Raw genomic sequence first — 24,734 nt, forward strand, 5'->3', positions numbered from 1 at the left:
TTTGAAATATTTAGTAACTGGCGGTGCTGGATTTATCGGTAGTGCTATCGCAAAAAAATTACTTGATAGAGGCGATAGTGTTCTTATAATTGATAATTTAAGTACTGGGTATATAGAAAACATACCAGAAAACGCAGATTTTATTAAGGGTGATTTTAGTAAAGATGATACTATTTTAAAACTTGATAATCAAAAATTCGATGGAATATTTCATATTGGAGGACAAAGTTCTGGCGAAATAAGTTTTGAAAATCCAGAATATGATTTAAATACAAATACATTATCAACTATAAAATTATTACAGTATGCCGCTAAAACAGATTGTAAAAAATTTGTTTATGCTAGTACAATGTCTATATATGGAGAAAATACAGTTCAAGAGTGGTTTAGCGAATCTGACAATCCGGCACCAAAATCATTTTATGCCGTTGGTAAATTGGCTAGTGAAAAGTATATGGATATTTTTTATAGACAATTTGGTATAAATTATACATCTTTAAGATACTTTAATGTGTATGGACCAGGACAAAATTTAAATAACTTAAAGCAAGGGATGGTTAGTATATATTTAAAACAATTTATAGACAATAGCTTTAATGAAGTTATTGTAAAAGGTAGTTTGGAACGTTTTAGGGATTTGATTTATATTGATGATGTAGTTGATATCACAATAAATTCAATTGATAATCCAAATTTTAATAATCAGATTGTTAATGTAGGTACTGGTAAAAAAACAACCGTTGCAAATATAATAAATTTAATTAAACAATATACCGGTATAAATAAAAAAATTATCTTATCAGATGGTACTCCTGGTGATCAGTTTGGTATATATGCAGATAACTCCAAACTTATTTCTTTATATCCATATCCATTAATTGACTTTAAAGGCGTTAATGGTGGATTAAATCGTATGATAAAATGGGCTTATACAAAAGTATGCAAGGAAATATTATGAAAATATTATCGGCGTTATCAAGTATTTTCATTGAATTAATTTCATATGTACCGACTGCATTGGGTGTTAAGTTGAGATATCATATTTATAAATATTTATTTAAAAAAACTGATGGATTTTTTAGCATAGGTTTTGGTTGTACAATCACTGGATTTAGACATATTTCATTAGGTAAAAATGTATCAATATCAAAAAATAGTTTTTTATATGCCTCATATGGTCATGAAGTGGGGGGGGTAACAATAGGTGATAATTTTTTTATGGGAACAAATTCTGCATTGTGCGGCAATAGAGGTAATATAACAATAGGAAATAATGTAATGATAGCATCAAATTGTGTTATATTAAAATATGTGGTGCTAAAAAAAGGAAGTGTAGTGGCAGCTGGGGCTGTAGTAAATAAAACTTTTGACGAATATAGCGTAATAGGCGGCGTTCCTGCCAAATTAATTAAAAAGAGAAAATAGTGAATTTTATAGACAATAAAGTAAATATCGCAGATACTGCCGTTGTGTTAAATTCGACCCTAAAAATGTATACAAGGATAAAAGCATATGCTGAAGTTAGAGATAGTATCTTAGGTGAGTATAGTTATATATCTCAGCAAAGCATAATAAATAAAACAAATATAGGTAAATTTTGCTCCATTTCTAGCGGCTGTTATGTTGGATTATGGGAGCATAACACACAGGTGAGTACACATTCATTTTATCTTTATGAGCATAGCGGTGAATTTGTAAAAGGATATAGAAATTATGATAAAGACTATATAGAAACAAATATCGCGAATGATGTTTGGATTGGTGCTAACGCTCTTGTATTAAAAGGTGTTAGCATTGGCAATGGAGCCATCATCGGTGGCGGTGCAGTTGTTACTAAAGACGTTCCTGATTATGCAGTTGTTGTTGGGAATCCAGCAAAAATATTAAAATTTAGATATTCGAAGGAGGATATAGAGTTTATGCTTAGAGTAAAGTGGTGGAATTTTGATAGGCAAAAATTGCAAAAGCTGATTGATCAAAATGCGTTTGATAGTTTTGATAAATTTAAAAAAATAATTGTTGCAAATAGGTGGGGGGGGGGTATACTAATAATCTACACAATATCTATGTTGCAAGGGTTGCATAGATGTTTTGTAGATTATGTGGAACAAATAAAGGACAGAGAATTAGGTCTAAATATGTTTTTGGCGGTACACAAGAACATAAATTTTATGAGTGCAAAAAATGTGGTGTAATATATTTGTATCCATATCTAACTGAAGAAGAGGAAACGCGCTTTTATAAAATGGAATTTGAAAAGTTTATGGCAACAAGAGTTGGAGATCATAGAGATTGGAGTAATGCGCAGAAGCATATTGCAACAAATCAAGATCAAGTCCAAAGGCGAATGAAATATCTGCAAAATTATATAGATGCTAAAATTGGTGGCAATTTATTAGAAATCGGATGTTCATCTGGTTTTATGTTAGAGGCTTTTAGACAAAAAGGTTTTAAATGTTTTGGTGTAGAGCCTAGCGGAGAATTTTTAGAATTTCTACATAAAAATAATTTCAATGCTTATGAAAATTTAGATGATTTAATCTCTAATAATTTGGAACTTAAATTTGATGTTATAACACATTTTTTTGTTTTTGAACATATAGCAGATCCTTATGTATTTTTAACCAAAACCTATTCTTTGCTAAAAGATGATGGTATAATTATTGCTGAGATTCCGTCGTCAACTGACGCTTTGACTTCACTTTACAATATACATGCATTTGAGAAATTTTATTGGTCTATAGCGCATCATTACTATTATAACCCTATTTCAATTGCGTATTTAATGGATAGGCTTGGATTTAAATACGAGATTATCCCAGAGCAAAGATATGATTTATCTAACCATATAACTTGGCTTATGGATGGTAAACCAGGCGGACAAAGTAGATTTTGTGAGTTTTCTAAACAAACTATCAAAAGTTATGCCGATGATTTAAAAAAATCTTGGAAATGTGATACTTTAATACTTGTTATATATAAAGGAAAAAATAAATGCCAAAAATAGCTGTCACTTCACCATCTTTTTCAACAAATAATTTTTTACAAAATGAAATTTATAAGCATTTTACAAATGTAAAATTAAATTTAAATAAAATAAGATTTCAAAGAGATAATCTAATTGATTATATCAAAGATGCGGATGGCATAATTGTGGGTCTTGAAATCATTGATGACTATGTTTTATCTAAATGCCCAAATTTAAAAATCATAGCAAAATATGGTGTTGGATTAAATAATATAGATCTAGAAGCTTGCAAGAGAAGAAATATTGCAGTAGGCTGGACTGGTGGCGTAAATAAGTTATCCGTAGCAGAAATGACGCTTGGCTATATGCTTATGCTTTGTAGAAATTTATTTATTACATCAAATGAGCTCAAAAACGGTATTTGGAATAAATCAGGTGGATTTCAGTTGAGCGGTAAAAGTATAGGCATTATAGGCGTTGGTTGTATTGGTAGAGAGCTTGTAAGGCTTTTAAAACCGTTCAATTGTAAAATATATGCGAATGATATTATTGAACAAGATAAATATTATATAGAAAATAATCTAATAAATGCATCTAAAGATGATATTTTTAAAAAATGCGATATCGTAACTATCCATACTCCTTATGATGAGACTACAAAAAATATGGTAAATTTAAACACATTAAAAATGATGAAAAATACAAGTTTTATAATAAATAGTGCAAGGGGTGGTATAATAAATGAAGAAGATTTAAAATATGCACTTAAAAATCATATTATTGCAGGAGCTGCCATTGATACTTATATGGAAGAACCACCATCGGATGTTGAGTTATTAAATTTACCAAATTTAATTTGCACTCCGCATATAGGTGGTAACTCCAAAGAAGCTGTAGAGTCTATGGGTATATCTGCTATCAATCATTTGATAAGTTTTTTTAAATAAATGTGGAGAATAAAAGTTGAAAAAAGTTGTAGTTTTTGGAGGTAGCGGTTTTTTAGGTAGTTATGTTTGCGATGAGCTTACTAGGCGCGGCTATTTTGTTACTATAGCAGATATAAATCGTTCTATGTATTTAAAAGAAAATCAAGTTTTTGTTAAAGCAGATATTTCAGATATTGATAATATAAAAAACATCATAGTAGATGCAGATATAGTATATAATTTTGTTGCTATAGCAAATTTAGAAGATGCTATAAATAGCCCAGTTCAAACTTTCAATATAAATGTTATGGGAAATTTAAATATATTAGAAGCTTGTAGACAAAATTCTAATATACAAAGATTTGTTTATGCTAGTAGTGCATATTCTTTAAGTTTAGATGGTTCATTTTATGGTATAAGTAAGCACTCTTCTGAGAAATTAATAGAAGAATATTATAGAAGATATGGACTAAAATATACTATCATAAGATATGGATCATTATATGGTGAAAGGGCTAGTCATAATAATTATATATATAATTTACTATATAAAGCAATACATTCAGGAGAGCTAACCTATAAAGGAGATGGTGAAGATTTACGTGAGTATATACATGCTGCAGATGCTGCTAAATTATCTGTTGATATACTAGATGATGCACAGTATGAAAATGAGCATATTATACTAACTGGGATAGAAAAACTTAAGCGTATAGATTTATTGGTAATGATTAATGAAATTATGCAAAATAAGTTATCTATAAAACAAATTAGTGATACAAATATGGGGCATTATAAAATTACTCCTTATGCTTTTCAGCCTTCAGTGGCAAAAAAGTTAGTAGCAAATCCATATATAGATTTAGGTCAAGGATTACTAGAGTGTATACAAAAAATTCATCAAGATATGGAAATTTAAAATGACTAAATTTTTATCTTATATTTTAGATGAGAATACACCAACTTATGGAAATAGAGATAAAATTTTATTAAAAAAAAGAAGTAGTATTTTAAATGGCGATATTGCTAATAATACGTCTATATCTACTACATTACATATTGGAACTCATATAGATATGCCATATCATTTTTATGAAAATGGGCAAACTATAGTTGATTTTGATGCTAGTTTTTGGATATTTGACAATGTTTTATTTATTGATGTGCAACCACGCAATTTGGTTATAGAAAATGAATTATTAAGCAGATTAGATGATATAGAAGATATAGGGTACGATATACTTATAGTAAAAACTGGGATATGTGATCTTAGAGATAAAGATATATTTTGGAGTCAAAATTATGGGTTTGGTCCAAAAATATATAACTATTTATCTAATAGATTTCCAAATATAAGAGTATTCGGATTTGACTCTATATCTGTATCTAGTTTTTCAAATAGGGCACTTGGTAGAGAATCACATAAGGCTTTTTTAAACTCAAATAAGCCGATATTGCTTTTAGAAGATATGGATCTAAGAAGTGTTGGCGAGTACACTAAATTTAAAGAGATAATAATCTCTCCGCTTAGGGTAGCAAAATGCGATGGATTGCCTTGTACAGTTTTGGGTAAAATTTATGATTAAAAATATTTTATGGGATTTTGACGGTGTAATACTAGATAGCATGCCGATAAAAGACTATGGATTTGCTAAGGTTTTTGAAAATTTTAATAAAAATTTAGTAGATAAATTCTTAGATTATCATAGATTAAATGGAGGAATAAGTAGGTATATAAAAATTAGATATTTTTATAATACTATTTTAAATCAAGATATAAGTGATGAAAAAATACAAGAAATAGCAAATGAATTCTCAGTAATTATGAAAAATGAGCTTACAAATAAAAAATATCTTATATCTCAGACTGTTGATTTTATAGAAAAAAACTATAAAAACTATAATTTTCATATAGTCTCAGGATCTGATGAAAAAGAGTTAAAGTATTTGTGCAAAAAATTAGATTTGAGTAAATATTTTATAACTATAAATGGTTCGCCAATCCATAAAAGTTATTTAGTAAAAAAAATATTAGAAACATATAATTACAGTCCAAAGGAAACAATTTTGATAGGCGATAGCATAAACGATTATGAATCGGCAAAGATAAATGCAATTAAATTCTATGGATTTAATAATACAAAATTAAAAGAATTAGGCGAGTATATTCATGGCTTTAATGGATTTGTAATATGAATGCAAAACAATTAGAGCAATTATATCATGATAGAAAAAAAATATTTCATCGATATATAGAGAATATAAAACAAAATTGCAAATGGGATATTTATAATATAGTAAATCCTACTTTAATAACAAATCCGTATGCTAGCGAATTTCCGAAAAAGTTTTTTAATAATCAAAAAGTTATAAAAAATAAACAGATATTGTTTTTAAAAAATAGTTTTAAATATTATTTGAAGAATTTTTATTATTTTATTTCATATTTTATAGCTTTTATTTTATTTAAAATTTATTATCGCAAGCGAAGAAAAAATAATATTACAAATATTATAGATATATTTGCACTGATTGACAATATTAACAAAAGAGGAACATTTGAAGAAAATTATTTAAAAGATCTATATGATGTATTAGAAAAATATAATGTTAATTATACAATACTTTTAAGACCATATTTGGTGGAAAAAAACCCATTTAAATTAATAAATTTTTTTAGGATAATAAATAAAGATCATAGAGATTTTATATTTGAATATGAATTTTTGGGATTTAAAGACTTTATAGAGCTACTACTTTTAATTTTTATATATCCGTTTAAAGCACTAAGATTATTACAAAATGAAGCTAACGATATAGATATTATATTTAATAATTGTTTATTGCATGATATAAGTTATGCAAATTTTGCTGGATTTACAAGGTATATCTTAGGTAAAAATTTAGCAAATATTCAAAATATCAAAAAAATATATTCTTGGAGCGAATTTCAAGTAATAGAAAGAAGCTTTAACTATGGAATAAGAAAAAATACAGACAAAATAGAATTAATTGCAATGCAGTTTTATCTCAATTATGAGATATATTTTAATTCATATGTTAGTGATCTAGACTATGAAATTTTATCATCTCCACATAGAGTGCTTGTAAATGGAAGATACTATTTGCAAGATAGAAAAAAAGTAAAATATAGTGTTGGAGTTTCTTTTAGATATAAATATATATTTAGTTTTTCTGGCATAAAAGAAGAAAAAAATATTTTGCTGCTTGGCTCATATTTAGAAAATGATACAAAATATATGATAGATAATATGGATAAATTTAATAATGTAATTTTTAAAAATCATCCTGCGGTCAATATAAAAAATCTTGGTAAATTACCTAAAAATATAGTGATCACTGAGAAAAATATTTATCAACTTTTTGAAACTACAAAACTTGTAATAGGTACTGCATCAGGTACAAGTGTAGAGGCTGTAGCTTGTGGAATATCTGTGATTATAATAGCTAGTCAAGATAATCTTACAGCAAATCCTTTGGTGGAATACGGGAAAGGCAAGATTTGGGATATGGCTTTTAGTAAAGATGAAATAATTTTTTTGTATAATAGACTTCTTGATTATAGAAAAAATAATAAAGAAGAGATAAAAAAGATATCAAATTGGTATAAAGATAATTTTTTTGTAGAACCTATAGAGCAAAATATAATAAAAATTTTTGAAATAAATTGAGGAAGAAATAATTACTATGAAAGTGCTATTACTAGCAGGTGGATTTGGAACAAGGCTCAGTGAAGAAACAGATATAAGACCAAAACCAATGGTGGAAATAGGCAGTAGACCTATACTTTGGCATATAATGAAAATATATTCTCATTATGGTTTTAATGATTTTGTCGTATTGCTTGGCTATAAGGGATACTATATAAAAGAGTATTTTGCAAACTATTTTTTGCATAGAAGTGACGTAACTATAGATTTATGCAACAATAAAATGGAAATTCTAAATAATTCTAGTGAACCATGGAAAGTAACACTTTTAGACACTGGCTTAAATTCTATGACTGGTGCTAGGATCAAAAAAGCACATAAATTTATTGGGAATGAGCCATTTATGCTTACTTATGGTGATGGTGTGAGCGATATAGATATAAATAAACTTATAGAGTTTCACAGATCTCACGGTAAGTCTGTGACCATGACTTCTGCTCAGCCTGATGGTAGATTTGGGGCTTTGAATCTAGCTGGTAATAATCAAGTACTGGAATTTAAAGAAAAGCCTAAGGGTGATGGTAGTTGGATAAATGCAGGATTTTTCGTATGCGAACCAAGAGTTTTTGAGTATATAGGAGATGGAGATGATATTGTGTTTGAACAAGCCCCTTTGATGAATTTGGCAAAAGATGGAGAGATATATACATATAAACACAATGGATTTTGGATGCCCATGGATACTCTTAGGGATAAAATTAAATTAAATGAAATGTGGAATAATAAAAACGCTCCTTGGAAAGTTTGGTAATGTTTGGTAATGTTTATAAAGATAAAAAGGTGTTGATAACAGGCAACACTGGATTCAAGGGAAGTTGGCTTACAATTTGGCTCTTAAAACTCGGTGCAAAGGTTGTTGGGTTGTCAAAAGATATACCAACTGAGCCATCTATGTTTGATAGGCTAAATCTAAAAGATAAAATTAAATTTTATCAAGAAGATATTAGAAATTTAGATAAAATGATCGAAATAGTGTCTTTTGAAAAACCTGATTTTATATTTCATTTAGCTGCGCAACCTATAGTGTCTTTATCATATGAAAACCCAATAGAAACTATATCATCAAATGCTATGGGAACTGCAAATCTACTAGAAGCTTTAAGGTTATTAGATCATATATGTACAGCTATAATAATAACTAGCGATAAGGCCTATGATAATGTAGAGCAGGTTTGGGGATATAAAGAAGATGATAAAATGGGCGGAAAAGATGTTTATAGTGGTTCAAAAGGAGCTGCCGAACTAATTATAAAATCATATTTTAATTCATTTTTTAAAAATCATAAAAAAATCAAATTAGCTATTGCTAGAGCAGGAAATGTCATAGGTGGCGGAGACTGGGCAAAGGATAGAATAGTAGTGGATTGTATGCTTTCTTGGAGTAATGCTAAGCCAGTTGAGATCAGATCTCCTAGGTCAACTAGACCTTGGCAGCATGTATTGGAGCCGCTTAGTGGTTATTTAAATTTAGGTCAAGCGCTATACAATGATGGCTATTTGAATGGAGAAGCTTTTAACTTTGGCCCTAGAGCAGAACAAAACCATAATGTAGAAGAGTTATTAAAAGATCTAAGCAAATATTGGCATTTTAAAAGCCCAAGTGATGCATATAGGATTACTGATAATATTAAATTTCATGAAGCTGGATTATTAAAATTGAATTGCGATAAAGCACTATTTTATCTAAAATGGCAAGCAAATTTGGACTATAAAGAAACTATCAAATTTACGAGTGAATGGTATTACGATTTTTATAATAAAAACTGTAATATGCTAGATTTTACGCTATCACAAATTTGTGAATATGAGAAATCAGCGGTTGTAAAGGGCTTGAAATGGACGGAGTAATTTTAACGCCATTAAAGCAAATTTATAATCCCAAAGGCAACATATTTCATGCTATGAAAAACAGTGATATTGGATATTTAGGGTTTGGTGAGGCTTATTTTTCTACTATCGATCAAAATAAAATAAAAGGCTGGAAAAAGCACACAAAAATGACTTTAAATTTGATTGTACCAATCGGTGAGATCGAATTTATTATTTATAATGAGAAAAATAAAGATTTTTTTAGTGTAAAGCTATCTAAAAATAACTATCAAAGACTAACCGTATCACCAAATTTATGGATGGCTTTTAGGGGTATTGGAGAGTATAATATGCTACTTAATTTGGCGAGTATAGAGCATGATCCAAATGAGGCCGTAAATGTAGATTTGGATAAGATAAAATATGAGTGGTAAAGTACTAATCACTGGCGGACTCGGTAATTTAGGTAGTTGGATAACTGCTAATTTAGCAAATCAAGGATATGAAATATATATTTTAACAAGATATGTAAAATACCAAATACCAAATACCAAATACCAAATAATTGAATGTGATATTGCAGATAAATCTAGCTTAAAAGACAAGCTAGATTTGATAAATTTTGATTATTGCATACATTGCGCTAGTTTTAATGAACATTTTTTAGAAGATTATCCGCAAGCAGCCTTACAAATAAATACGCTAGGAACTAGAAATATTCTTGAAGTATTGGCTCAAAAAAATATTAAACATTTTATTTATTTTAGTACCTTTCATGTTTATGGCTGTTTGAGTGGTGTGATAACAGAAGAAACTGAGCCAAAACCAAAAAATGATTATGCTGCAACCCATTTATTTGGCGAGTATTATGTTAAACAGTTTTTTTATAACCACAGCATACCTTATACTATTTTAAGACTTACAAATAGTTACGGAGTGCCTATGGATAAAAATACCAATAAATGGTATTTGGTTCTTAATAACTTAGTTTTAAATGCATTTAAAGAACAAAAAATTATTTTGAACACAAATGGTATGGTTAAAAGAGATTTTATTTATATGGGCGATGTGTGTGATACTGTTTTGAAACTACTGAAAATAAATCCTACAAATGAAATTTATAATTTATCTTCAGCACAAAATGGTGTGTATACGGTTATTGAATTAGCCAATATTGTTAAATTTATTTACGAAAATAGATATAGTAAAAAAATAGATATTATAAAAAACAGTAATGATAAAGCTATTTATGGTGATATTTCTGTAAAAAATGATAAAATTAAAAAAGTAATCAACTTTCAGACCAATGATAGGATTAATGAAACTATCAATAAAATATTTGATTTATTGGAGATTTAATGCAATTTTCGGTTATAATACCTACTTATAATAGACAAAAAGAAATTGATATTTCAATTAAATCCGTTTTGGCTCAAACTTTTAATGATTTTGAACTTATAGTAGTAGATAATGGTTCTACGGACAATACTAAATCCGTTGTTGAAAAATATATAAATATAGATTCAAGAGTTAAATATATATGGCAAGAAAATACCGGATCGCCAGCTGGTAGTAGGAATACTGGTATAAAAAATGCCATCGGGCAATGGGTGGCTTTTTTGGATTCTGATGATTATTGGTATGGTAATAAATTAGAAAGTGTCTTTAATATCATTAAAAAACATCAAGATATAATAGCAGTTAGTCATTACGAAGATAAAATGATAGATGGCAAACATAATTCAATACTTTATCATGGCGATGATTTGGACAATAATAATATGTATTATCAATTATTGTTTAAAGGAAATAATCTTTCCACATCTGCTATGGTCGTCAGAAAAGATAAATTAATTGAAGTTGGATGTTTTGATGAAAGGATGGATTATTTTGCCGTAGAAGATTATGATTTATGGATGAGACTTTCAAAATTAGGCAAATTTTATTTCATTAAAGAAATTCTTGGTGCTTTTTGTATTTCTAGTAATAACATGTCTGGACATATAGAATTAATAAATAATAATTTAAAAACGTTGGTTTTAAATCACATAGATGAATTGGATATTTTAAATAAGCAAAAGTTAAAAAAGAAGCATGCGGCTAGGATAGATTATTATAAAGGTAGGGCATATCAGATATCAGGCAACAGGAAAAAGGCCATAAAATTTTTGTTTAATTCTATAAAAGATTATCCTTTTAGTTTAAAGAAATATATATCTTTGTTGTTTGCAATTTTTAACATAAGGAAATAATTTGAACGCTTTTTCAAAAATAGCTCACGCTAAAGAACATTTAGGTTACAAGAGTGGTAATATATATTCTCATACCATTGATAAAGATAATGCAAAAAACTTTGTGAATGGATATCAAAAAATCCTTAATTTTTATAAATTTCATCTACCTGCTCAAAACAAATGTATAGATTTAGGGTGCGGTGCTGGGTATTTGACAAATGAATTCAAAAATCACGGCTTTGATATAACCGGCTTAGAATATAGCAATGATGCACTTGATGTGGCTAAAAAACACAATCCTCATTTAAATATCATTCAAGGTGATATGAGTAAATTTAATAAACCAAATAGTTATGATTTTATATTTTCTAGAGAAGTTTATATTATAACTAGAGTAAATGCATTTACAGATCAGAAAAATATCATTTCAAATATAGTACATAGTCTTAAACGGGGGGGGGTATTTATGCTTGTAGGAAGTGATGTTTCTTATCCAGACTGTATGAACTATGATCTAATAAGAAAAGTCATAAAAAATCAGGGTGATATTTTGGTTAGTCAAAAATATTATGAATTTATTCTTAGGAAATTTAATAAATTTATTTTTGGAAAGATTAGCTATAAGATACTTGAAATTTTACTATATCCATTAATTGCCTATAAATCTAGAAAAGGTTGGGCTAAGATATATATAATATTATTTAAAAAGAAGTAAAATGTCTATATTTAAATTGCAAAAATCAGGTAGAGTAAATTTAAATGAAATTTATAAAGATTTTAAAATTTATCTCTACCCTTATGCAAGATATGCATTTTTAGAAACCTTAAAAACATTGAATATTAAAAGTATATATATCCCATCTTTTATATGCCGAGATATGTTAGCTCCTATCAATACTTTAGGTATTAAATATTATTTTTATGATTTAGATATCAAACTAAATCCTATTTTAAAAGATATAAGATGCGATGCTATTTTAATGGTTAATTATTTTGGCTTTGCGGCAAATTTGTCTATATTTGAAAAATACAAATCAGTGTTCAATTCTATTATAATAGAAGATAATGCTCATGGATTTTTAAGCAGGGACGAGAATGAACGGCTGCTTGGCACAAGGGGGGATATAGGATTGCTAAGTATTCGTAAAACAATATTTTTACCAAATGGAGGAGCTGTATTAATAAACAATCCAAAATTTAAAGATTTAAATTTTCAAAGTGCAATATGTAAAACAAGTAGCGAAGATTTAAAATATAATAATAAATGCAAACTAAAAAAATGTCTTATATTGAGTTCTTTTGGTATTTTTATAGTTTTATTAAGACGGTTTATCAGATATTTGAAATCAGGAAATGCTATACCATTACCAGATTTGAAGAGTGAAGAAAATATGCCAAATCAATCAAATTTAACACCAAAACTAAAAGATATGAATATTGATATTGACATAATTTTTGAGATAAATAGAAGAAGAAATTTGTATTTTAAAGTTTGTAAATATGCTAAATTATTTGAAATAGAGCCAATTTATCAATTAAATGATTTTACTGTGCCTTTTGAATTTGCATTTATTGATAATGGTAGATATAGACAATTTCAAAGGTATTTATATTTAAAAGGCTTGTTTGTTTTGCCTTGGCCAGATTTACCAGATGAAATAACTGATAAATCCCCTAAATTTTATAAAAATGTAAAGGTGGTACCATTTTTATGGTAGAAATTAGAAAAATTTATGAGCCAAATTTGTGGAACGATTTACTTTATAAAACACAAAATGATAGTGTTTTCTCTACTTTTGAATGGGGAGAATATAAAAAAAATACTAATTGGAAAGTTGAACGTTTAGCATTTTTTAAAAGTGGCAATTTTTTAGGCATTGTGCAACTATTTTACAAGATTAAATTTGGAGTTTTTGTTGGCTGGAGTAATTCTGGAATAAATTATACGAATTTTTCAAATTTATCTTTAATTATTGATACGCTAAAAAAATATTTATCAAAATATCATTTTTTTTATAATAGATTTAGCTTTTTTGAGCATTTCGAAGATTTAAAATATTTCGAGTTTAATCAAGTTCTTTTTGAATCAAAAAAATATATAAATAGTAATTTTTCAATTATTCACCATTTAAGTTCTGATTTTTATACTAAATTTAGCTCAAATCATAGATATTATTTTAAACAATCTTGTAAAAATAATCTTACTTTTTCTGAAATTGGTTTACAAAGTTTTATAATATTACACAATGAAATGACGCAAGCAAAACAAATGCCTAAAATTACAATTTCACTAGATAAAATTAATTTATTAAAATCTGCATTTGGCGATAATTTGAAATTTTTCGGAATTTTTCGAAATTCAAATTTAATTTGTGGTTCGGCTATTTTATTTTATAAAAATAAAGCTTATTATTATCTAGCAGCGTCAAATGAAAGTGGTCGTAAAAATTATGCTGCATATTTTATGATATATAATATTTTTGATTTTTTAGTTCTAAAAGATATAAAAGAGTTTGATTTTATGGGTATTACTCCATTTGATAAGAATGCTTTTGGGGTTAATAAGTTTAAATTAGGTTTTGGTGGTGATGTGTGTTATTATTTGGGAGAATGGGAAATTTCAAATTCTAATTTACTGTCTTTTTTGATTAATAGGATATATCTATGAATATAAAACAAAAAATAAAGAGTATTATTGGAGTTGCTTATTACAATGCATATTACCGTTATACAAAGCCAATCGGTAACCGGATTTTGATATATCATGCATTTGGTAGCAAATTAAAGCATGATACTTATGGCATAAGTATTGATCCAAAAATATTTGAAAAACATTTAATATTTTTATATAATAATTATGATGTCTTGCCTTTAAATCACAATACGTTAGATAATGAATTGAGTAAAAATAGTGTTTCTATCACAATAGATGACGGTTATAAAGATAATTTAATTGGAATAGAAATTTTAGAAAAATATAAAATACCATATACAATTTATATAGCAACGGGATTTATTGACAAAAGTATGTATCTGTCAAAACAGGATTTAATAGATATATCAAAGTCCGCTTTGTGTACACTAGGAACGCATTCAATGAATCATGTCCATTTATCGACTCTACCTAAAAATAAACAGTTTAATGAGCTAAATGACTCAAAGAAGAAGTTAGAAGATATAATTCAAAAACAAGTAATTAATTTTTCATATCCATACGGCGATTATAATAACACAACTAGAGAAATCGCAAATAGTTTATATGAAATTATTACAACTAGTAATATAGGTATAAATAAAATAGGTTGTGACAAAAAAAAATTAAAACGAATTGAAATTATTGCAAGCGATACGGAAAATGAGTTAAATAAAAAAGTAAATGGATATTACGACTATTTAAATTTAAGGAGTATTTTTGATTGATGTTTCTGTTATAATGCCTATTTATAATAATATTATGATTATAGAGGAATTAAAGTTAAAAGTATTAAATTTGGCTAAATATTGCAAACAAGTTATTTTAATAGATGATTGTAGCATTGACGCTACGTATGATATACTATATAATTTTATTAAGCAAATAGAAATATCAAATATCGAGCTTTATCATAATGGTAAAAATATGGGACCTTCGTATTCAAGAAATATTGGGATAAAAAAATCCACTGGAGAATATATGGCATTTCTAGATAGTGATGATGATTGGCATCCACAAAAGTTAGAAATACAAATTAAATCTATGAAAAAATATAATGTAAAAATATCTGGCACGATACATCAAGTAATTGATAAAAAAATGCTAAAAGCAAATCAGGATAAAAAAATATTAAATTTAGATAATATACCCATAAAACGCATCAAATGGCCTGGAATTTTGTTTGTATCTCCTTTTGCGACGCCTAGTGTCGTATTACATAATAGCTTAAAAAACTATCTGTTTAATGAAAAAATGAGATATTCTGAAGATTATAATTTATGGCAAAGAATTACTTATGATAATCCTGGCATAAAAATTTTATTACCACTAACCTATACTTTTAAGCATGACTATATATCATCTGATAAAAATTGTTTAAGCATAAATTTAAAAAATATGCAGCGCGGCGTCGAATTTGGTTATAAAAATTTATTAAAATCAAGCAATATTAAAATAACTAGCAAAATAATGCTGATTTTAGCTTACGCGTTTTCTAAGCTAAAATATTTAAGGCGAATTATTTTAAATATGCTTATGAATAAATAAATGCGTTTGATATGAAAAATATTTTATTTATGGTAACAAAATCCGAAAATGGTGGTGCTCAGAAATGGACAAAAGAACAAATTGAGATATGCTCAAAAGACTTTAATGTTTTTTTAGCTACAGATGAAAATGGATGGCTTTCTAAAAACGTAAAAGTTAAAAATAAATTTTTAAATAATCTTATATTAAAAAGACTATCTTTTATATATTTGTTAAAGTTAAATAAATTTATTATAGATAACAACATTAACTTGGTGGTATCAAGCTCTGCTAATGCTGGTATATACTCAAGACTAATTAAATTATTAAATAAAAAAATAAAAGTTATATATGTAAGTCATGGTTGGTCTTCTATTTATAATGGTGGCAAATTAAAACTATTATATGTTTTTATAGAAAAACAACTTTCAAAAATTAGTGATTCAATTCTTTGTATTTCAAAAAAAGATTTTGAAAATGCTCAGTATATAATAGGTGTCGATAAGTCCAAATTGCAATTAATTACTAATAAAATTTATCCTATTAAGCTCATAAATAAGCCAATAAAAATAAATAATATTATAAGGATAGTAACGGTAGCTAGATTAGTTGCTCCTAAAAGAATTGATTTATTGATAGAGGCTACTAAAAATTTAAGCAATATTGAACTCCATATTATTGGAGATGGTGTTTTAAGAAAAGATTTGGAAAAAAATAAGTATAAAAATGTTTTTTTTCATGGAAATATAGATTCATTTGATGATTATGGTTCATATGATATTTTTGCTTTGATTTCAGATAGTGAAGGTATTCCATTAGCGGCCTTGGAAGCTATGTGTTGTTCGATGCCTATCATAGTTAGTAATGTTGGCGGATGTTCAGAACTTATAGACGATAATGGTTTTTTAGTAGAAAATAACGTAAAGAGTATCGCAGATGCAATTGCATTATCTATTAGAAATTTAGGTTTATTGGGAAAAAAATCCAAAGAAATATTTGATAGTAGGTTTAATCTAGAATTGGATAAAAATATTTATTTAGAATATTATAATAATATACTTAAGAAGTATAAAGTCAAGAATAATAGTTAATGAATAAAAAAGTTATTTTTTTGGCTTTGATAAATTTATCTATATTACAATGTAATCATTATTTATTGGAAGAAATATATGTATAGGAATATATGTTGGGCTATCATAAATAATTATAAAAAAATAATATTTTTTATAAAAAATATTAGTAGGGAGCTAAATGATAGTGCAAATCATAAACGTCTTAAATACATACGCTTTACTAAACCACATAATCCAAATCTTGCAAAACCAGATGACAGTCTAGAAGAATGCTACTTATAAATATGAAAGCATATATCTACTAAATACTGTTAAATCAACGATAAAAAAATCTTAAAAAGCGTGGTATTTATAATAATACAAAAATAGTTCTAGTAAGTGACTATGGATGGTTTATAGCTGAAAAACATAACAATTTTCATGATATAGTACCACAATTACCATTTTCAGAAAAAACTATGGATAAGGCTGGTTTGTCAGCTTTGCTTATGGTAAAAGATTTTGATGAAAGTCATAAATTTGAAATTTTGAATAAACTTATGTCAAATGCCGATCTTTCGGCAATAGTATGCTTGTCTTTAGATAGAGGATGCTCTACTAAAGAGATGGATCCAACCAAAACTAATAACGATAGATCCATGGTACTTAAAGCAATTTTTTATGCAAAATTAAGTAGGCTAAATAAGTTTTTTGGAACTGATGCTTATGAGATTAAGGGTAGTATATTTGATCTAGAAAATTATAAAAAAATAGATTAATTTTTTCTATTAATTAATCATAAATAAATTCTCATTAGAATACTATAAATAAGCTTTAAAAGAATCAATAATGAAATACATAATATATTAACCATTAGCAAAATATGGAGGATTCAACCGACACCGATCCACTAAGGCTTGGCTCAACACCAACAAAATCAACTAACCAAAGCATTCTAGCGCTTCTTCTTAATGAAAATAAATTTTTTAAGCAAAATTTGCCTACATTTAGAAACGCTACAAAGTGATCTAGTCCATGGTTCAAACAAACTAATCCATTTGATGATACAAAGGTTTTTACAACACTTCGCAGATATTTAAGTTCGTTTCTATTATACCTCACAATCCGCAACTTCAGCAGTAGATCAAGGCGTAACGATCTAAACGAATGCCTTAGCATAGGACCAAGTACTAGCAGAACGTCTTTTTTAAGGATGAGACTTAGAGGCTGTGAGATGGACGAGAAGTCAAATATCATCTTAGAAAATTTATTTGTCCTATCTGTGCCTATTTTGGATTCAAAATTAGTAAAGTAAGATTAAAAGTCGTTTTTAGACGGCTCAAATTCCCTTTTTTCCTAGCACGACGACAATAGTCTTGTAGATGACTTTAAGTTCTAGCCAAATCGACCAGTGTTTGATGTAGTAGAGATCATACATTAGTTTTTGTTTTGCATCATCAGTATTTGCGCCGTATGGGTACATGACTTGCGCCCAGCCTGTGATGCCAGGACGTACAAGGTGGCGTTCATTATAGTATGGAATGACTTGTTCAAATTTATCTGTCCATACTTTTCTCTCAGGTCTTGGACCAATTAGGTGCATATCTCCTTTAAATACATTTAATATTTGGGGTAATTCATCAATGCGAGTTTGTCTCATAATATTTCCCCATTTAAATATTCTATCATCATTTTTGCTTGCAAATTTAGCTCCATTAGCTTCGGCATCTAGTCTCATTGATCTAAATTTAATACAAAAGAATTCTTTATTATTTAAACCAACTCTAAGTTGTTTAAATATGCTAGCTCCAGGAGATTCATTTTTTATCTTATATCTAGCATATATCATTATTGGCCAAGAAAATGTAAAAAGTATAAAAATTCCAGCATAATCTACTATACGTTTCACATAATATTCAAATTTGTTAAACGGCTTGATTTTGCTTAAAAACGCAAGATCGCTATTATCATCAGGGATGTAGCATTTATAGAGATATTTCTCCATAAAATCTTCGATAGTTATGATCTTTAAAGGCTTTTTTCTTTTTTGAAATTGTAAAGTCGTTAGATATTTTATTATATTGCTACCAACAGTTGCAGTCGTATTTAAAACCAAAGTGTCAAAATACTCTTCTCCTGCTATGCTTTGTAGCTCTTCTAGAACCTCATCTTCTGATCTGTTGCGATACCTTACTATGTTGATAGTTTTAAATTTTTTACCTAGTTTTCTAAGTTCTTCATCCGTAAATTTGTATTTTCTACCAAGTACTATCAAAACTATACCTCAATTTTTGTTTAAATTTAAGTATAACAAAAACAATGTTAAACAAAAATATAATTTAAATTTTATAGCCCTATCGCTATGAGAATGTGAGTAGAAATTATATAAATAATTTAATTATATGATTTAAGTTTTTATTAAATAATATTTATAAATTCATCCTTAGGATTATGATTTTACCATTAAATTTGATAGCATAAATCTTAAAATATAACTACAAATTTATTTTTAATTGATATTAGATATCATTAGTAACATTTTTGTAATTGTATTTCTTAAGCTTTGTAAAACTTCAAAAGAGATATAATTCCAGACCACAAAAGGATTAAATTTGAAGATAATTAAACGTGATGGAAGTTTGCAAGATTACGAGAGCTATAAGATAGAAAGCGCGATAACAAAAGCTTATGAAAGTGTAAATAAAGAGCCGAATTTAGAGCTTATAAAATGTGTAACATCTTGTGTTAAAGATAAAATGAGCGTCGAAGAAATACAAGATATCATAGAAAAAGCACTCTTTGATAGTGGCGATTTTAGCGTGATGCGAAGCTTTATGCTTTATAGACATACTCATACTATGCAGCGTGGCGGAGAGCTTGATGAGCGCACAACTTATATAAACTCGACTCAAACCATAGAAGAGTATATCGGAAAATCTGATTGGCGTATTATGGCAAACTCAAATACGAGCTATTCAAATGCTGGACTTATAAACAACACAGCTGGAAAAGTCATCGCAAACTATTGGCTAGACGCTGTTTATAATGATCATGAGGGCGCAGCTCATAGAAATGGCGATTATCACATACACGACCTTGATTGTTTGACTGGATACTGCGCTGGTTGGAGTCTTAGAGCTTTGCTAAATGAAGGATTTAATGGTGTAAGAGGAAGAGTCGAGAGTAGGGCGCCAAATCATTTTAGAGAAGCTTTATATCAAATGGCGAATTTTCTAGGGATTTTACAAAGCGAATGGGCAGGAGCGCAAGCATTTAGCAGTTTTGACACATATCTTGCACCTTATGTTTTTAAAGATAAACTTAGCGATAAAGAGATCAAAAAAGCTCTTACTAGCTTTATATTTAACTTAAACGTTCCTGCTCGTTGGGGTCAAAGTCCATTTACGAACGTTACCATCGATATTGTTCCTCCAAGTGATTTAAAAGGACAAATTCCTACTAAAAACGACATTCATTTATTTGCAAATTTAAGCGATGAAGAGTTGGAAGCTGAGTGTAAAAAACGTGGTCGTTCAAATCTGAAAGATATGACTTACGGTGATTTTAAACCCGAAATGGATAGGATAAATATCGCTTTTTACGAGATACTCACGCAGGGTGATAAGTGTTCTCAGCCATTTACGTTTCCTATACCGACTGTAAATATCACCGAAGATTTTGACTGGGATAGTAAGGTCGCTACTAAGCTCTTTGAAAATACCGCTAAAATGGGCTCTAGCTATTTTCAAAATTTCATCGGATCTCAATACGTGAAAGATGAGTTTGGCAACCGCATTCCAAATGAAAAAGCCTATAAACCAGGCGCTGTTCGTTCTATGTGCTGTAGGCTGCAGCTTGACTTACGTGAGCTTTTAAAGCGCGGCGGAGGGCTTTTTGGAAGTGCCGAGATGACAGGAAGCATCGGCGTAGTGACGATAAACCTAGCGAGGCTTGGATATCTTTTTAAAAATGACAAAAAAGCTCTTTATGCAAGACTTGATGAGCTTTTAGAACTAGCAAAAAGCACACTTGAAAAGAAGCGCAAATTTATAAATGAGATGTATGAAAGAGGTCTTTATCCATACACCGCACGGTATCTTAAAACGTTCAATAACCATTTTAGCACTATCGGAATAAATGGTGCAAACGAGATGATACGAAATTTTACGAATGATAAGGAAAATATAACTACTAAATTTGGCATAGAGTTTGCAAAAGAGCTTATAGAGTATCTAAGAGCTAAGATGATAGAGTTTCAAGGAGCTACTGGAAATTTATATAACCTTGAGGCAACTCCGGCTGAGGGAACGACTTATCGCTTTGCTAAAGAAGATAAAAAACGCTACCCAGACATTATCCAAGCGGGATTTGATGAAAAAGTCTATTATACGAACTCGACTCAGCTTCCAGCAAATTTCAGCAACGATCCGTTTCATAGTTTAAATTTGCAAGATGAGCTTCAAAGCAGCTACACGGGCGGAACGGTTTTTCACTTGTATATGAATGAAAGACTAAGTAGCGTCTCGGCTTGCAAAAAACTTGTAAAAAATATAGTAGAAAACTATAAGCTTCCATATATCACGATAACCCCTGTATTTAGTGTATGTCCAAAACACGGATATATCGCAGGTGAGCATGAGTATTGTCCAAAATGTGATGAGGAGATTTTGAGTTTAGCTTGACTTATCTTTTTGGTGCTTTTTATAGAGATAAATCATTGCCCTAGCGCTTTAGTGCGTTTGGGTGATCAGGGTTTAGGTGTAAAACTCACCCTAAAATACGTTTTCGAGCTAGATCTGCTTTTAATGCGTTGCAAAAGCGTTTTTAAATTTAAATTATCAAATTTAAGCCCTTTTTTGATAAAATCGCCAGAAAATTTAAAGGTAAAATGTATATGAATTTGATCTTAAATACGGATAGCTACAAAATTTCGCACTATCTTCAGTACCCAAAAGACGTGAATTACGTAAGTTCTTACATAGAATCTCGCGGCGGTAGGTGGAATAGGGTGCTATTTTACGGCTTACAAATGTTTTTGATGGAGTATCTAATCAAAAAAATCACATATGAAGATATAGAAGAAGCAAAGGATTTTATAAAGGCTCACGGACTTTCGTTTAATGAAGATGGTTGGCGATACATCGTAGATGAGCACGGCGGCGCACTTCCGCTCGAGATAGAAGCGGTAAAAGAAGGCAGTATAGTACAAACTGATAATGTGTTATTGCAGATACGAAATACTGATCCAAAACTTCCTTGGCTAGTAGGTTACCTTGAGACGGCTATTTTAAGGGCTATTTGGTATCCAGTTGCCGTGGCTACGAATAGTTATTTCTGCAAGCAAAATATTTTGCAGTTTTTAAATGAGACTGGAACTCCTGAGCTTATCGACTTTTGTTTGCATGATTTTGGTGCGCGCGGCGTGAGTAGCTTTGAGAGTGCTGGAATTGGTGGAAGCGCTCATATGGTAAATTTCAAAGGTTCTGATACAATTACAGGTGCTGTATTTGCAAAAAAATACTATGACGCTGATATGGCGGCATTTAGTATCCCAGCAAGTGAGCATAGTACGATGACTACTTGGGGGAAAGAGCGTGAAAATGAAGCTTATAAAAATATGGTGGATAAATTTAGTAGTGGAATTTTTGCTTGTGTGATAGATAGCTACGATACGTTAAATGCGATAGATCTTTGGGGAAGATTATTTGATGAAGTAAAAGCTAAGGGCGGTCGCGTCGTACTTCGCCCAGACAGTGGAAATCCAGTAACAATGGCTAGCGAGTGTTTAGAAAAGATGATGGATATAGCAGGGTTTAGCGTAAATCAAAAGGGTTATCGCGTACTTCCAAATCACGTTAGGCTGATTTATGGAGATGGTATAAACCCGCAAAGTTTAGTCGATATTTTAAACGAGCTAAAACTTAGAAAGATAAGTGCGGATAATATCGTTTTTGGTATGGGCGGGGCGCTTTTGCAACACCTTAACCGTGATACTCTTAGATTTGCTATGAAAGCAAATGCGGTATCAAAAGACGGTGAGCATTGGATAGATGTGAAAAAAGATCCTATAACAGATCCTTCAAAACGCTCAAAATCCGGACGTCTTGCACTAGTAAGAAAAGGAAATTTGTTTAAAACAGTGCGATTAAATGAGCTAAAAAAAGAAGAAAATAAGCTCAAACCAGTTTTTAAAGATGGCAAGATCCTAAGTAAAGTAAGCTTTGATGATATCAGAGCTAGGGTTAAGGAATTTGATTAAAGGAGAAGATATGAAAAAAGAAGAGCTACTAACAAAATTTAAAGACAAACGTACAAAATGCGTGGTTTATACCAGAGTTATGGGTTATCACAGACCAGTTGAGAGTTTTAATCTTGGCAAACAAGGTGAGCATAAAGAGAGAGTCAAGTTTTTAGAACCTACTAAATGCTAGACAAATTTATCTACGATATCACGCCTTTTAGCGTTATTGATTATCCTGATGAGCTAGCTTGCTTGGTGTGGTTTGCAAAGTGCAATATGCGCTGCGTTTATTGCTACAACAAAGATATAGTTTTGGGCGAGGGCAAGTTCGATATGCATTATCTAAGCGAGTTTTTAAATTCACGCCAAAACCTTTTAAGTGCGGTAGTTTTAAGCGGTGGGGAATGCACTAAAAGTTTGCATTTTAGTGATGTTTTGAAGCTCGCTAAAGATCTTGGATATAAAACCAAAGTCGATACGAATGGAAGCAATCCTGAGATTATAGAAGAAAATTTGAGTTTGATCGATTTTATATCGCTTGATTTTAAAGCTCCAAAGGCTAAATTTGAAACGATCACCGCGTCAAATTTATATGATAAATTTATAAAAACACTTCAAATTTTACTAAAAAACAGAGCTAAATTTGAGTGTAGAACGACTATCCACGCAGATATACTAAACGAAAATGATATCAGCGATATGGCAAAAGTTTTAGAGCAAAACGGATATCGCCAAGCTTACTATCTACAAAACTTTTTTGAAGCTCTAAATTTAGGAAATTTACAAAAACCAAAAGCTAAATTTGATCCAAATTTGATAAACTCAAATTTAAGCATTGTGCTTAGAAATTTTTGATTTTATCTGATTTAAGTTTTAAATTTTTTGAATTTATATTATTTTAGCTGATAATTTTGTCGTAAAATTTAAATTTATAAAGAAATTTAAAAAGTTAAATTTGCAAAATAAATTCATACAAAAAGCAAATTTTTATGGCTAAATTAAAGCCATAAAAATTTATTTCTTATCGTTATTCGTCTCGTTAAAAAGTCTATTTCCGCCAAGTTTTATGCCGTTTGTCATCCACTCTTTTACTGTTGGATGAGCGTGGAGAGTGGTGCAAAGATTAGATGCATCTTGTGATTTTTGAATTTTTAAAGCTTCATTTTCATACGTCATGATAAAACACTGATTAAGCCAAGGATATTGATCGTTTATCTTTTGAAGAGCTTTAATATCTTTTAGCGTAGGATCGCCTACGATTACTGACATTATGGCAACAAAATTATCAGTAGTGCCAGATGTTTTGGCTAATTCTGCTGATAATTCAGGATTTGAGACGTATGAAGCTGCGATTTTATCAAATATATTTTTCATTTCGACCACTATTTTTGCCACGTCAGCGTCTGTTTTTGTAGCGGCTAGTTTTGGCACAGCAAGACTTGCTAAAATACCGAGTATAACGATAACAAAGACAAGCTCTATCATAGTAAAAGCTTTTTTCATAATGAGATCTCCTTGATCTATCTAGCGAAAGTTTAATAAATAAAAATAAAT

28 protein-coding genes are annotated in these 24,734 nt (G+C 29.3%); 25 read left to right on the forward strand and 3 right to left on the reverse strand.

All coding sequences use genetic code 11. From position 1 onward, the window contains the following. Position 1 precedes the first annotated feature (1 nt). The 21 genes from CHHT_RS00205 (at position 2) to CHHT_RS00305 (ending at position 17,718) form a co-directional block, all read left to right on the forward strand. Positions 2–958, forward strand: a complete 957-nt coding sequence (locus CHHT_RS00205; RefSeq protein WP_034963001.1) for an NAD-dependent epimerase/dehydratase family protein — start codon at positions 2–4, stop codon at positions 956–958. Next, a complete protein-coding gene (locus CHHT_RS00210; RefSeq protein ID WP_176318063.1) occupies positions 955–1,425 on the forward strand; it encodes an acyltransferase in 471 nt (156 codons plus the stop codon). The genes CHHT_RS00205 and CHHT_RS00210 overlap by 4 nt, the downstream gene beginning before the upstream one ends. Further along, positions 1,425–2,195: a xenobiotic acyltransferase family protein gene (locus CHHT_RS00215; protein ID WP_176318064.1), complete on the forward strand. Its 771-nt coding sequence runs from the start codon at positions 1,425–1,427 to the stop codon at positions 2,193–2,195. Before CHHT_RS00210 ends, CHHT_RS00215 begins: the two co-directional genes overlap by 1 nt. Beyond that, on the forward strand, positions 2,087–3,007 hold the full coding sequence (locus CHHT_RS00220; protein WP_051663771.1) for a methyltransferase domain-containing protein: 921 nt from the start codon (positions 2,087–2,089) through the stop codon (positions 3,005–3,007). The genes CHHT_RS00215 and CHHT_RS00220 overlap by 109 nt, the downstream gene beginning before the upstream one ends. Beyond that, positions 2,995–3,915, forward strand: a complete 921-nt coding sequence (locus tag CHHT_RS00225) for a phosphoglycerate dehydrogenase (RefSeq protein ID WP_034963003.1) — start codon at positions 2,995–2,997, stop codon at positions 3,913–3,915. Before CHHT_RS00220 ends, CHHT_RS00225 begins: the two co-directional genes overlap by 13 nt. A gap of 16 nt (positions 3,916–3,931) precedes the next feature. Next, a complete protein-coding gene (locus CHHT_RS00230) occupies positions 3,932–4,813 on the forward strand; it encodes an NAD-dependent epimerase/dehydratase family protein (RefSeq protein WP_034963005.1) in 882 nt (293 codons plus the stop codon). A gap of 1 nt (position 4,814) precedes the next feature. Continuing rightward, entirely contained in the window at positions 4,815–5,480 is a 666-nt protein-coding gene (locus CHHT_RS00235; RefSeq protein ID WP_034963007.1) for a cyclase family protein, read from the forward strand. After that, positions 5,473–6,090, forward strand: a complete 618-nt coding sequence (locus CHHT_RS00240) for an HAD family hydrolase (protein WP_034963201.1) — start codon at positions 5,473–5,475, stop codon at positions 6,088–6,090. Before CHHT_RS00235 ends, CHHT_RS00240 begins: the two co-directional genes overlap by 8 nt. Further along, a complete protein-coding gene (locus CHHT_RS00245) occupies positions 6,087–7,586 on the forward strand; it encodes a hypothetical protein (RefSeq protein ID WP_034963009.1) in 1,500 nt (499 codons plus the stop codon). Before CHHT_RS00240 ends, CHHT_RS00245 begins: the two co-directional genes overlap by 4 nt. 16 nt (positions 7,587–7,602) lie before the next feature. Further along, positions 7,603–8,376, forward strand: a complete 774-nt coding sequence (gene rfbF, locus CHHT_RS00250; protein WP_034963011.1) for a glucose-1-phosphate cytidylyltransferase — start codon at positions 7,603–7,605, stop codon at positions 8,374–8,376. After that, on the forward strand, positions 8,376–9,473 hold the full coding sequence (gene rfbG, locus CHHT_RS00255; RefSeq protein WP_034963012.1) for a CDP-glucose 4,6-dehydratase: 1,098 nt from the start codon (positions 8,376–8,378) through the stop codon (positions 9,471–9,473). The genes rfbF and rfbG overlap by 1 nt, the downstream gene beginning before the upstream one ends. After that, positions 9,461–9,868 carry a WxcM-like domain-containing protein gene (locus CHHT_RS00260; protein ID WP_034963014.1) on the forward strand — a complete coding sequence of 136 codons (408 nt, stop codon included), beginning with the start codon at positions 9,461–9,463 and terminating at the stop codon, positions 9,866–9,868. Before rfbG ends, CHHT_RS00260 begins: the two co-directional genes overlap by 13 nt. Then, positions 9,858–10,793: an NAD-dependent epimerase/dehydratase family protein gene (locus CHHT_RS00265; RefSeq protein WP_034963016.1), complete on the forward strand. Its 936-nt coding sequence runs from the start codon at positions 9,858–9,860 to the stop codon at positions 10,791–10,793. Before CHHT_RS00260 ends, CHHT_RS00265 begins: the two co-directional genes overlap by 11 nt. After that, the gene (locus CHHT_RS00270; protein WP_051663772.1) at positions 10,793–11,686 is read left to right on the forward strand and encodes a glycosyltransferase family 2 protein; all 894 of its coding nucleotides are present in this window, start codon (positions 10,793–10,795) and stop codon (positions 11,684–11,686) included. Before CHHT_RS00265 ends, CHHT_RS00270 begins: the two co-directional genes overlap by 1 nt. A gap of 1 nt (position 11,687) precedes the next feature. Continuing rightward, positions 11,688–12,383 carry a class I SAM-dependent methyltransferase gene (locus CHHT_RS00275; RefSeq protein ID WP_064019575.1) on the forward strand — a complete coding sequence of 232 codons (696 nt, stop codon included), beginning with the start codon at positions 11,688–11,690 and terminating at the stop codon, positions 12,381–12,383. A 1-nt stretch (position 12,384) separates the two neighbouring features. After that, entirely contained in the window at positions 12,385–13,386 is a 1,002-nt protein-coding gene (locus CHHT_RS00280) for a DegT/DnrJ/EryC1/StrS family aminotransferase (RefSeq protein WP_034963021.1), read from the forward strand. After that, positions 13,380–14,336 carry a lipid II:glycine glycyltransferase FemX gene (locus tag CHHT_RS00285; RefSeq protein ID WP_034963022.1) on the forward strand — a complete coding sequence of 319 codons (957 nt, stop codon included), beginning with the start codon at positions 13,380–13,382 and terminating at the stop codon, positions 14,334–14,336. The genes CHHT_RS00280 and CHHT_RS00285 overlap by 7 nt, the downstream gene beginning before the upstream one ends. Continuing rightward, positions 14,333–15,088 carry a polysaccharide deacetylase family protein gene (locus CHHT_RS00290; protein ID WP_034963023.1) on the forward strand — a complete coding sequence of 252 codons (756 nt, stop codon included), beginning with the start codon at positions 14,333–14,335 and terminating at the stop codon, positions 15,086–15,088. The genes CHHT_RS00285 and CHHT_RS00290 overlap by 4 nt, the downstream gene beginning before the upstream one ends. Beyond that, positions 15,081–15,908, forward strand: a complete 828-nt coding sequence (locus CHHT_RS00295; protein ID WP_034963025.1) for a glycosyltransferase family 2 protein — start codon at positions 15,081–15,083, stop codon at positions 15,906–15,908. Before CHHT_RS00290 ends, CHHT_RS00295 begins: the two co-directional genes overlap by 8 nt. A gap of 11 nt (positions 15,909–15,919) precedes the next feature. Next, on the forward strand, positions 15,920–16,978 hold the full coding sequence (locus CHHT_RS00300; RefSeq protein WP_051663773.1) for a glycosyltransferase: 1,059 nt from the start codon (positions 15,920–15,922) through the stop codon (positions 16,976–16,978). A gap of 440 nt (positions 16,979–17,418) precedes the next feature. Continuing rightward, positions 17,419–17,718, forward strand: a complete 300-nt coding sequence (locus CHHT_RS00305) for a hypothetical protein (RefSeq protein ID WP_141079412.1) — start codon at positions 17,419–17,421, stop codon at positions 17,716–17,718. 94 nt (positions 17,719–17,812) lie between these two features. Here CHHT_RS00305 and CHHT_RS09270 read toward each other — a convergent pair whose 3' ends face one another. Together CHHT_RS09270 and CHHT_RS00315 are read right to left on the reverse strand one after the other, a co-directional pair. Next, positions 17,813–18,061 carry a hypothetical protein gene (locus CHHT_RS09270; RefSeq protein ID WP_159428483.1) on the reverse strand — a complete coding sequence of 83 codons (249 nt, stop codon included), beginning with the start codon at positions 18,059–18,061 and terminating at the stop codon, positions 17,813–17,815. Positions 18,062–18,278: 217 nt separating this feature from the next. Continuing rightward, a complete protein-coding gene (locus CHHT_RS00315) occupies positions 18,279–19,214 on the reverse strand; it encodes a sugar transferase (protein ID WP_034963031.1) in 936 nt (311 codons plus the stop codon). A 337-nt stretch (positions 19,215–19,551) separates the two neighbouring features. Here CHHT_RS00315 and CHHT_RS00320 point away from each other — a divergent pair, with 337 nt between their 5' ends. The 4 genes from CHHT_RS00320 (at position 19,552) to CHHT_RS00335 (ending at position 24,035) form a co-directional block, all read left to right on the forward strand. After that, a complete protein-coding gene (locus tag CHHT_RS00320) occupies positions 19,552–21,621 on the forward strand; it encodes a ribonucleoside triphosphate reductase (RefSeq protein WP_034963033.1) in 2,070 nt (689 codons plus the stop codon). A 212-nt stretch (positions 21,622–21,833) separates the two neighbouring features. Then, positions 21,834–23,198, forward strand: coding sequence for a nicotinate phosphoribosyltransferase (locus CHHT_RS00325; RefSeq protein WP_034963037.1), 1,365 nt, complete (start codon positions 21,834–21,836; stop codon positions 23,196–23,198). Positions 23,199–23,208: 10 nt separating this feature from the next. Next, a complete protein-coding gene (gene nrdD / locus CHHT_RS00330; protein ID WP_034963039.1) occupies positions 23,209–23,370 on the forward strand; it encodes an anaerobic ribonucleoside-triphosphate reductase in 162 nt (53 codons plus the stop codon). After that, the gene (locus tag CHHT_RS00335) at positions 23,364–24,035 is read left to right on the forward strand and encodes an anaerobic ribonucleoside-triphosphate reductase activating protein (protein WP_034963041.1); all 672 of its coding nucleotides are present in this window, start codon (positions 23,364–23,366) and stop codon (positions 24,033–24,035) included. Before nrdD ends, CHHT_RS00335 begins: the two co-directional genes overlap by 7 nt. Positions 24,036–24,194: 159 nt before the next feature. On the opposite strand, the gene CHHT_RS00340 is transcribed toward CHHT_RS00335, so the two are convergent. Then, a complete protein-coding gene (locus tag CHHT_RS00340; RefSeq protein WP_034963042.1) occupies positions 24,195–24,683 on the reverse strand; it encodes a type II secretion system protein in 489 nt (162 codons plus the stop codon). Positions 24,684–24,734 lie beyond the last annotated feature (51 nt).

Origin of the sequence: Campylobacter hyointestinalis subsp. hyointestinalis (assembly GCF_013372145.1) — a bacterium.
Taxonomy (GTDB): Bacteria; Campylobacterota; Campylobacteria; order Campylobacterales; family Campylobacteraceae; genus Campylobacter; species Campylobacter hyointestinalis.

Bases quoted from the DNA above. Each gene is read 5' to 3' on its own strand.
- CHHT_RS00220 (WP_051663771.1), top strand. From the start codon at position 2,087: ATGTTTTGTAGATTATGTGGAACAAATAAAGGACAGAGAATTAGGTCT.
- CHHT_RS00265 (WP_034963016.1), top strand. From the start codon at position 9,858: ATGAGTGGTAAAGTACTAATCACTGGCGGACTCGGTAATTTAGGTAGT.
- CHHT_RS00285 (WP_034963022.1), top strand. From the start codon at position 13,380: ATGGTAGAAATTAGAAAAATTTATGAGCCAAATTTGTGGAACGATTTA.
- CHHT_RS00300 (WP_051663773.1), top strand. From the start codon at position 15,920: ATGAAAAATATTTTATTTATGGTAACAAAATCCGAAAATGGTGGTGCT.
- CHHT_RS00270 (WP_051663772.1), top strand. From the start codon at position 10,793: ATGCAATTTTCGGTTATAATACCTACTTATAATAGACAAAAAGAAATT.
- rfbG (WP_034963012.1), top strand. From the start codon at position 8,376: ATGTTTGGTAATGTTTATAAAGATAAAAAGGTGTTGATAACAGGCAAC.
- CHHT_RS00335 (WP_034963041.1), top strand. From the start codon at position 23,364: ATGCTAGACAAATTTATCTACGATATCACGCCTTTTAGCGTTATTGAT.
- CHHT_RS00225 (WP_034963003.1), top strand. From the start codon at position 2,995: ATGCCAAAAATAGCTGTCACTTCACCATCTTTTTCAACAAATAATTTT.
- nrdD (WP_034963039.1), top strand. From the start codon at position 23,209: ATGAAAAAAGAAGAGCTACTAACAAAATTTAAAGACAAACGTACAAAA.
- CHHT_RS00260 (WP_034963014.1), top strand. From the start codon at position 9,461: ATGGACGGAGTAATTTTAACGCCATTAAAGCAAATTTATAATCCCAAA.
- CHHT_RS00240 (WP_034963201.1), top strand. From the start codon at position 5,473: ATGATTAAAAATATTTTATGGGATTTTGACGGTGTAATACTAGATAGC.
- CHHT_RS00235 (WP_034963007.1), top strand. From the start codon at position 4,815: ATGACTAAATTTTTATCTTATATTTTAGATGAGAATACACCAACTTAT.
- CHHT_RS00305 (WP_141079412.1), top strand. From the start codon at position 17,419: ATGGATAAGGCTGGTTTGTCAGCTTTGCTTATGGTAAAAGATTTTGAT.
- CHHT_RS00210 (WP_176318063.1), top strand. From the start codon at position 955: ATGAAAATATTATCGGCGTTATCAAGTATTTTCATTGAATTAATTTCA.
- CHHT_RS00245 (WP_034963009.1), top strand. From the start codon at position 6,087: ATGAATGCAAAACAATTAGAGCAATTATATCATGATAGAAAAAAAATA.
- CHHT_RS00280 (WP_034963021.1), top strand. From the start codon at position 12,385: ATGTCTATATTTAAATTGCAAAAATCAGGTAGAGTAAATTTAAATGAA.
- rfbF (WP_034963011.1), top strand. From the start codon at position 7,603: ATGAAAGTGCTATTACTAGCAGGTGGATTTGGAACAAGGCTCAGTGAA.
- CHHT_RS00340 (WP_034963042.1), bottom strand. From the start codon at position 24,683: ATGAAAAAAGCTTTTACTATGATAGAGCTTGTCTTTGTTATCGTTATA.
- CHHT_RS00325 (WP_034963037.1), top strand. From the start codon at position 21,834: ATGAATTTGATCTTAAATACGGATAGCTACAAAATTTCGCACTATCTT.
- CHHT_RS00290 (WP_034963023.1), top strand. From the start codon at position 14,333: ATGAATATAAAACAAAAAATAAAGAGTATTATTGGAGTTGCTTATTAC.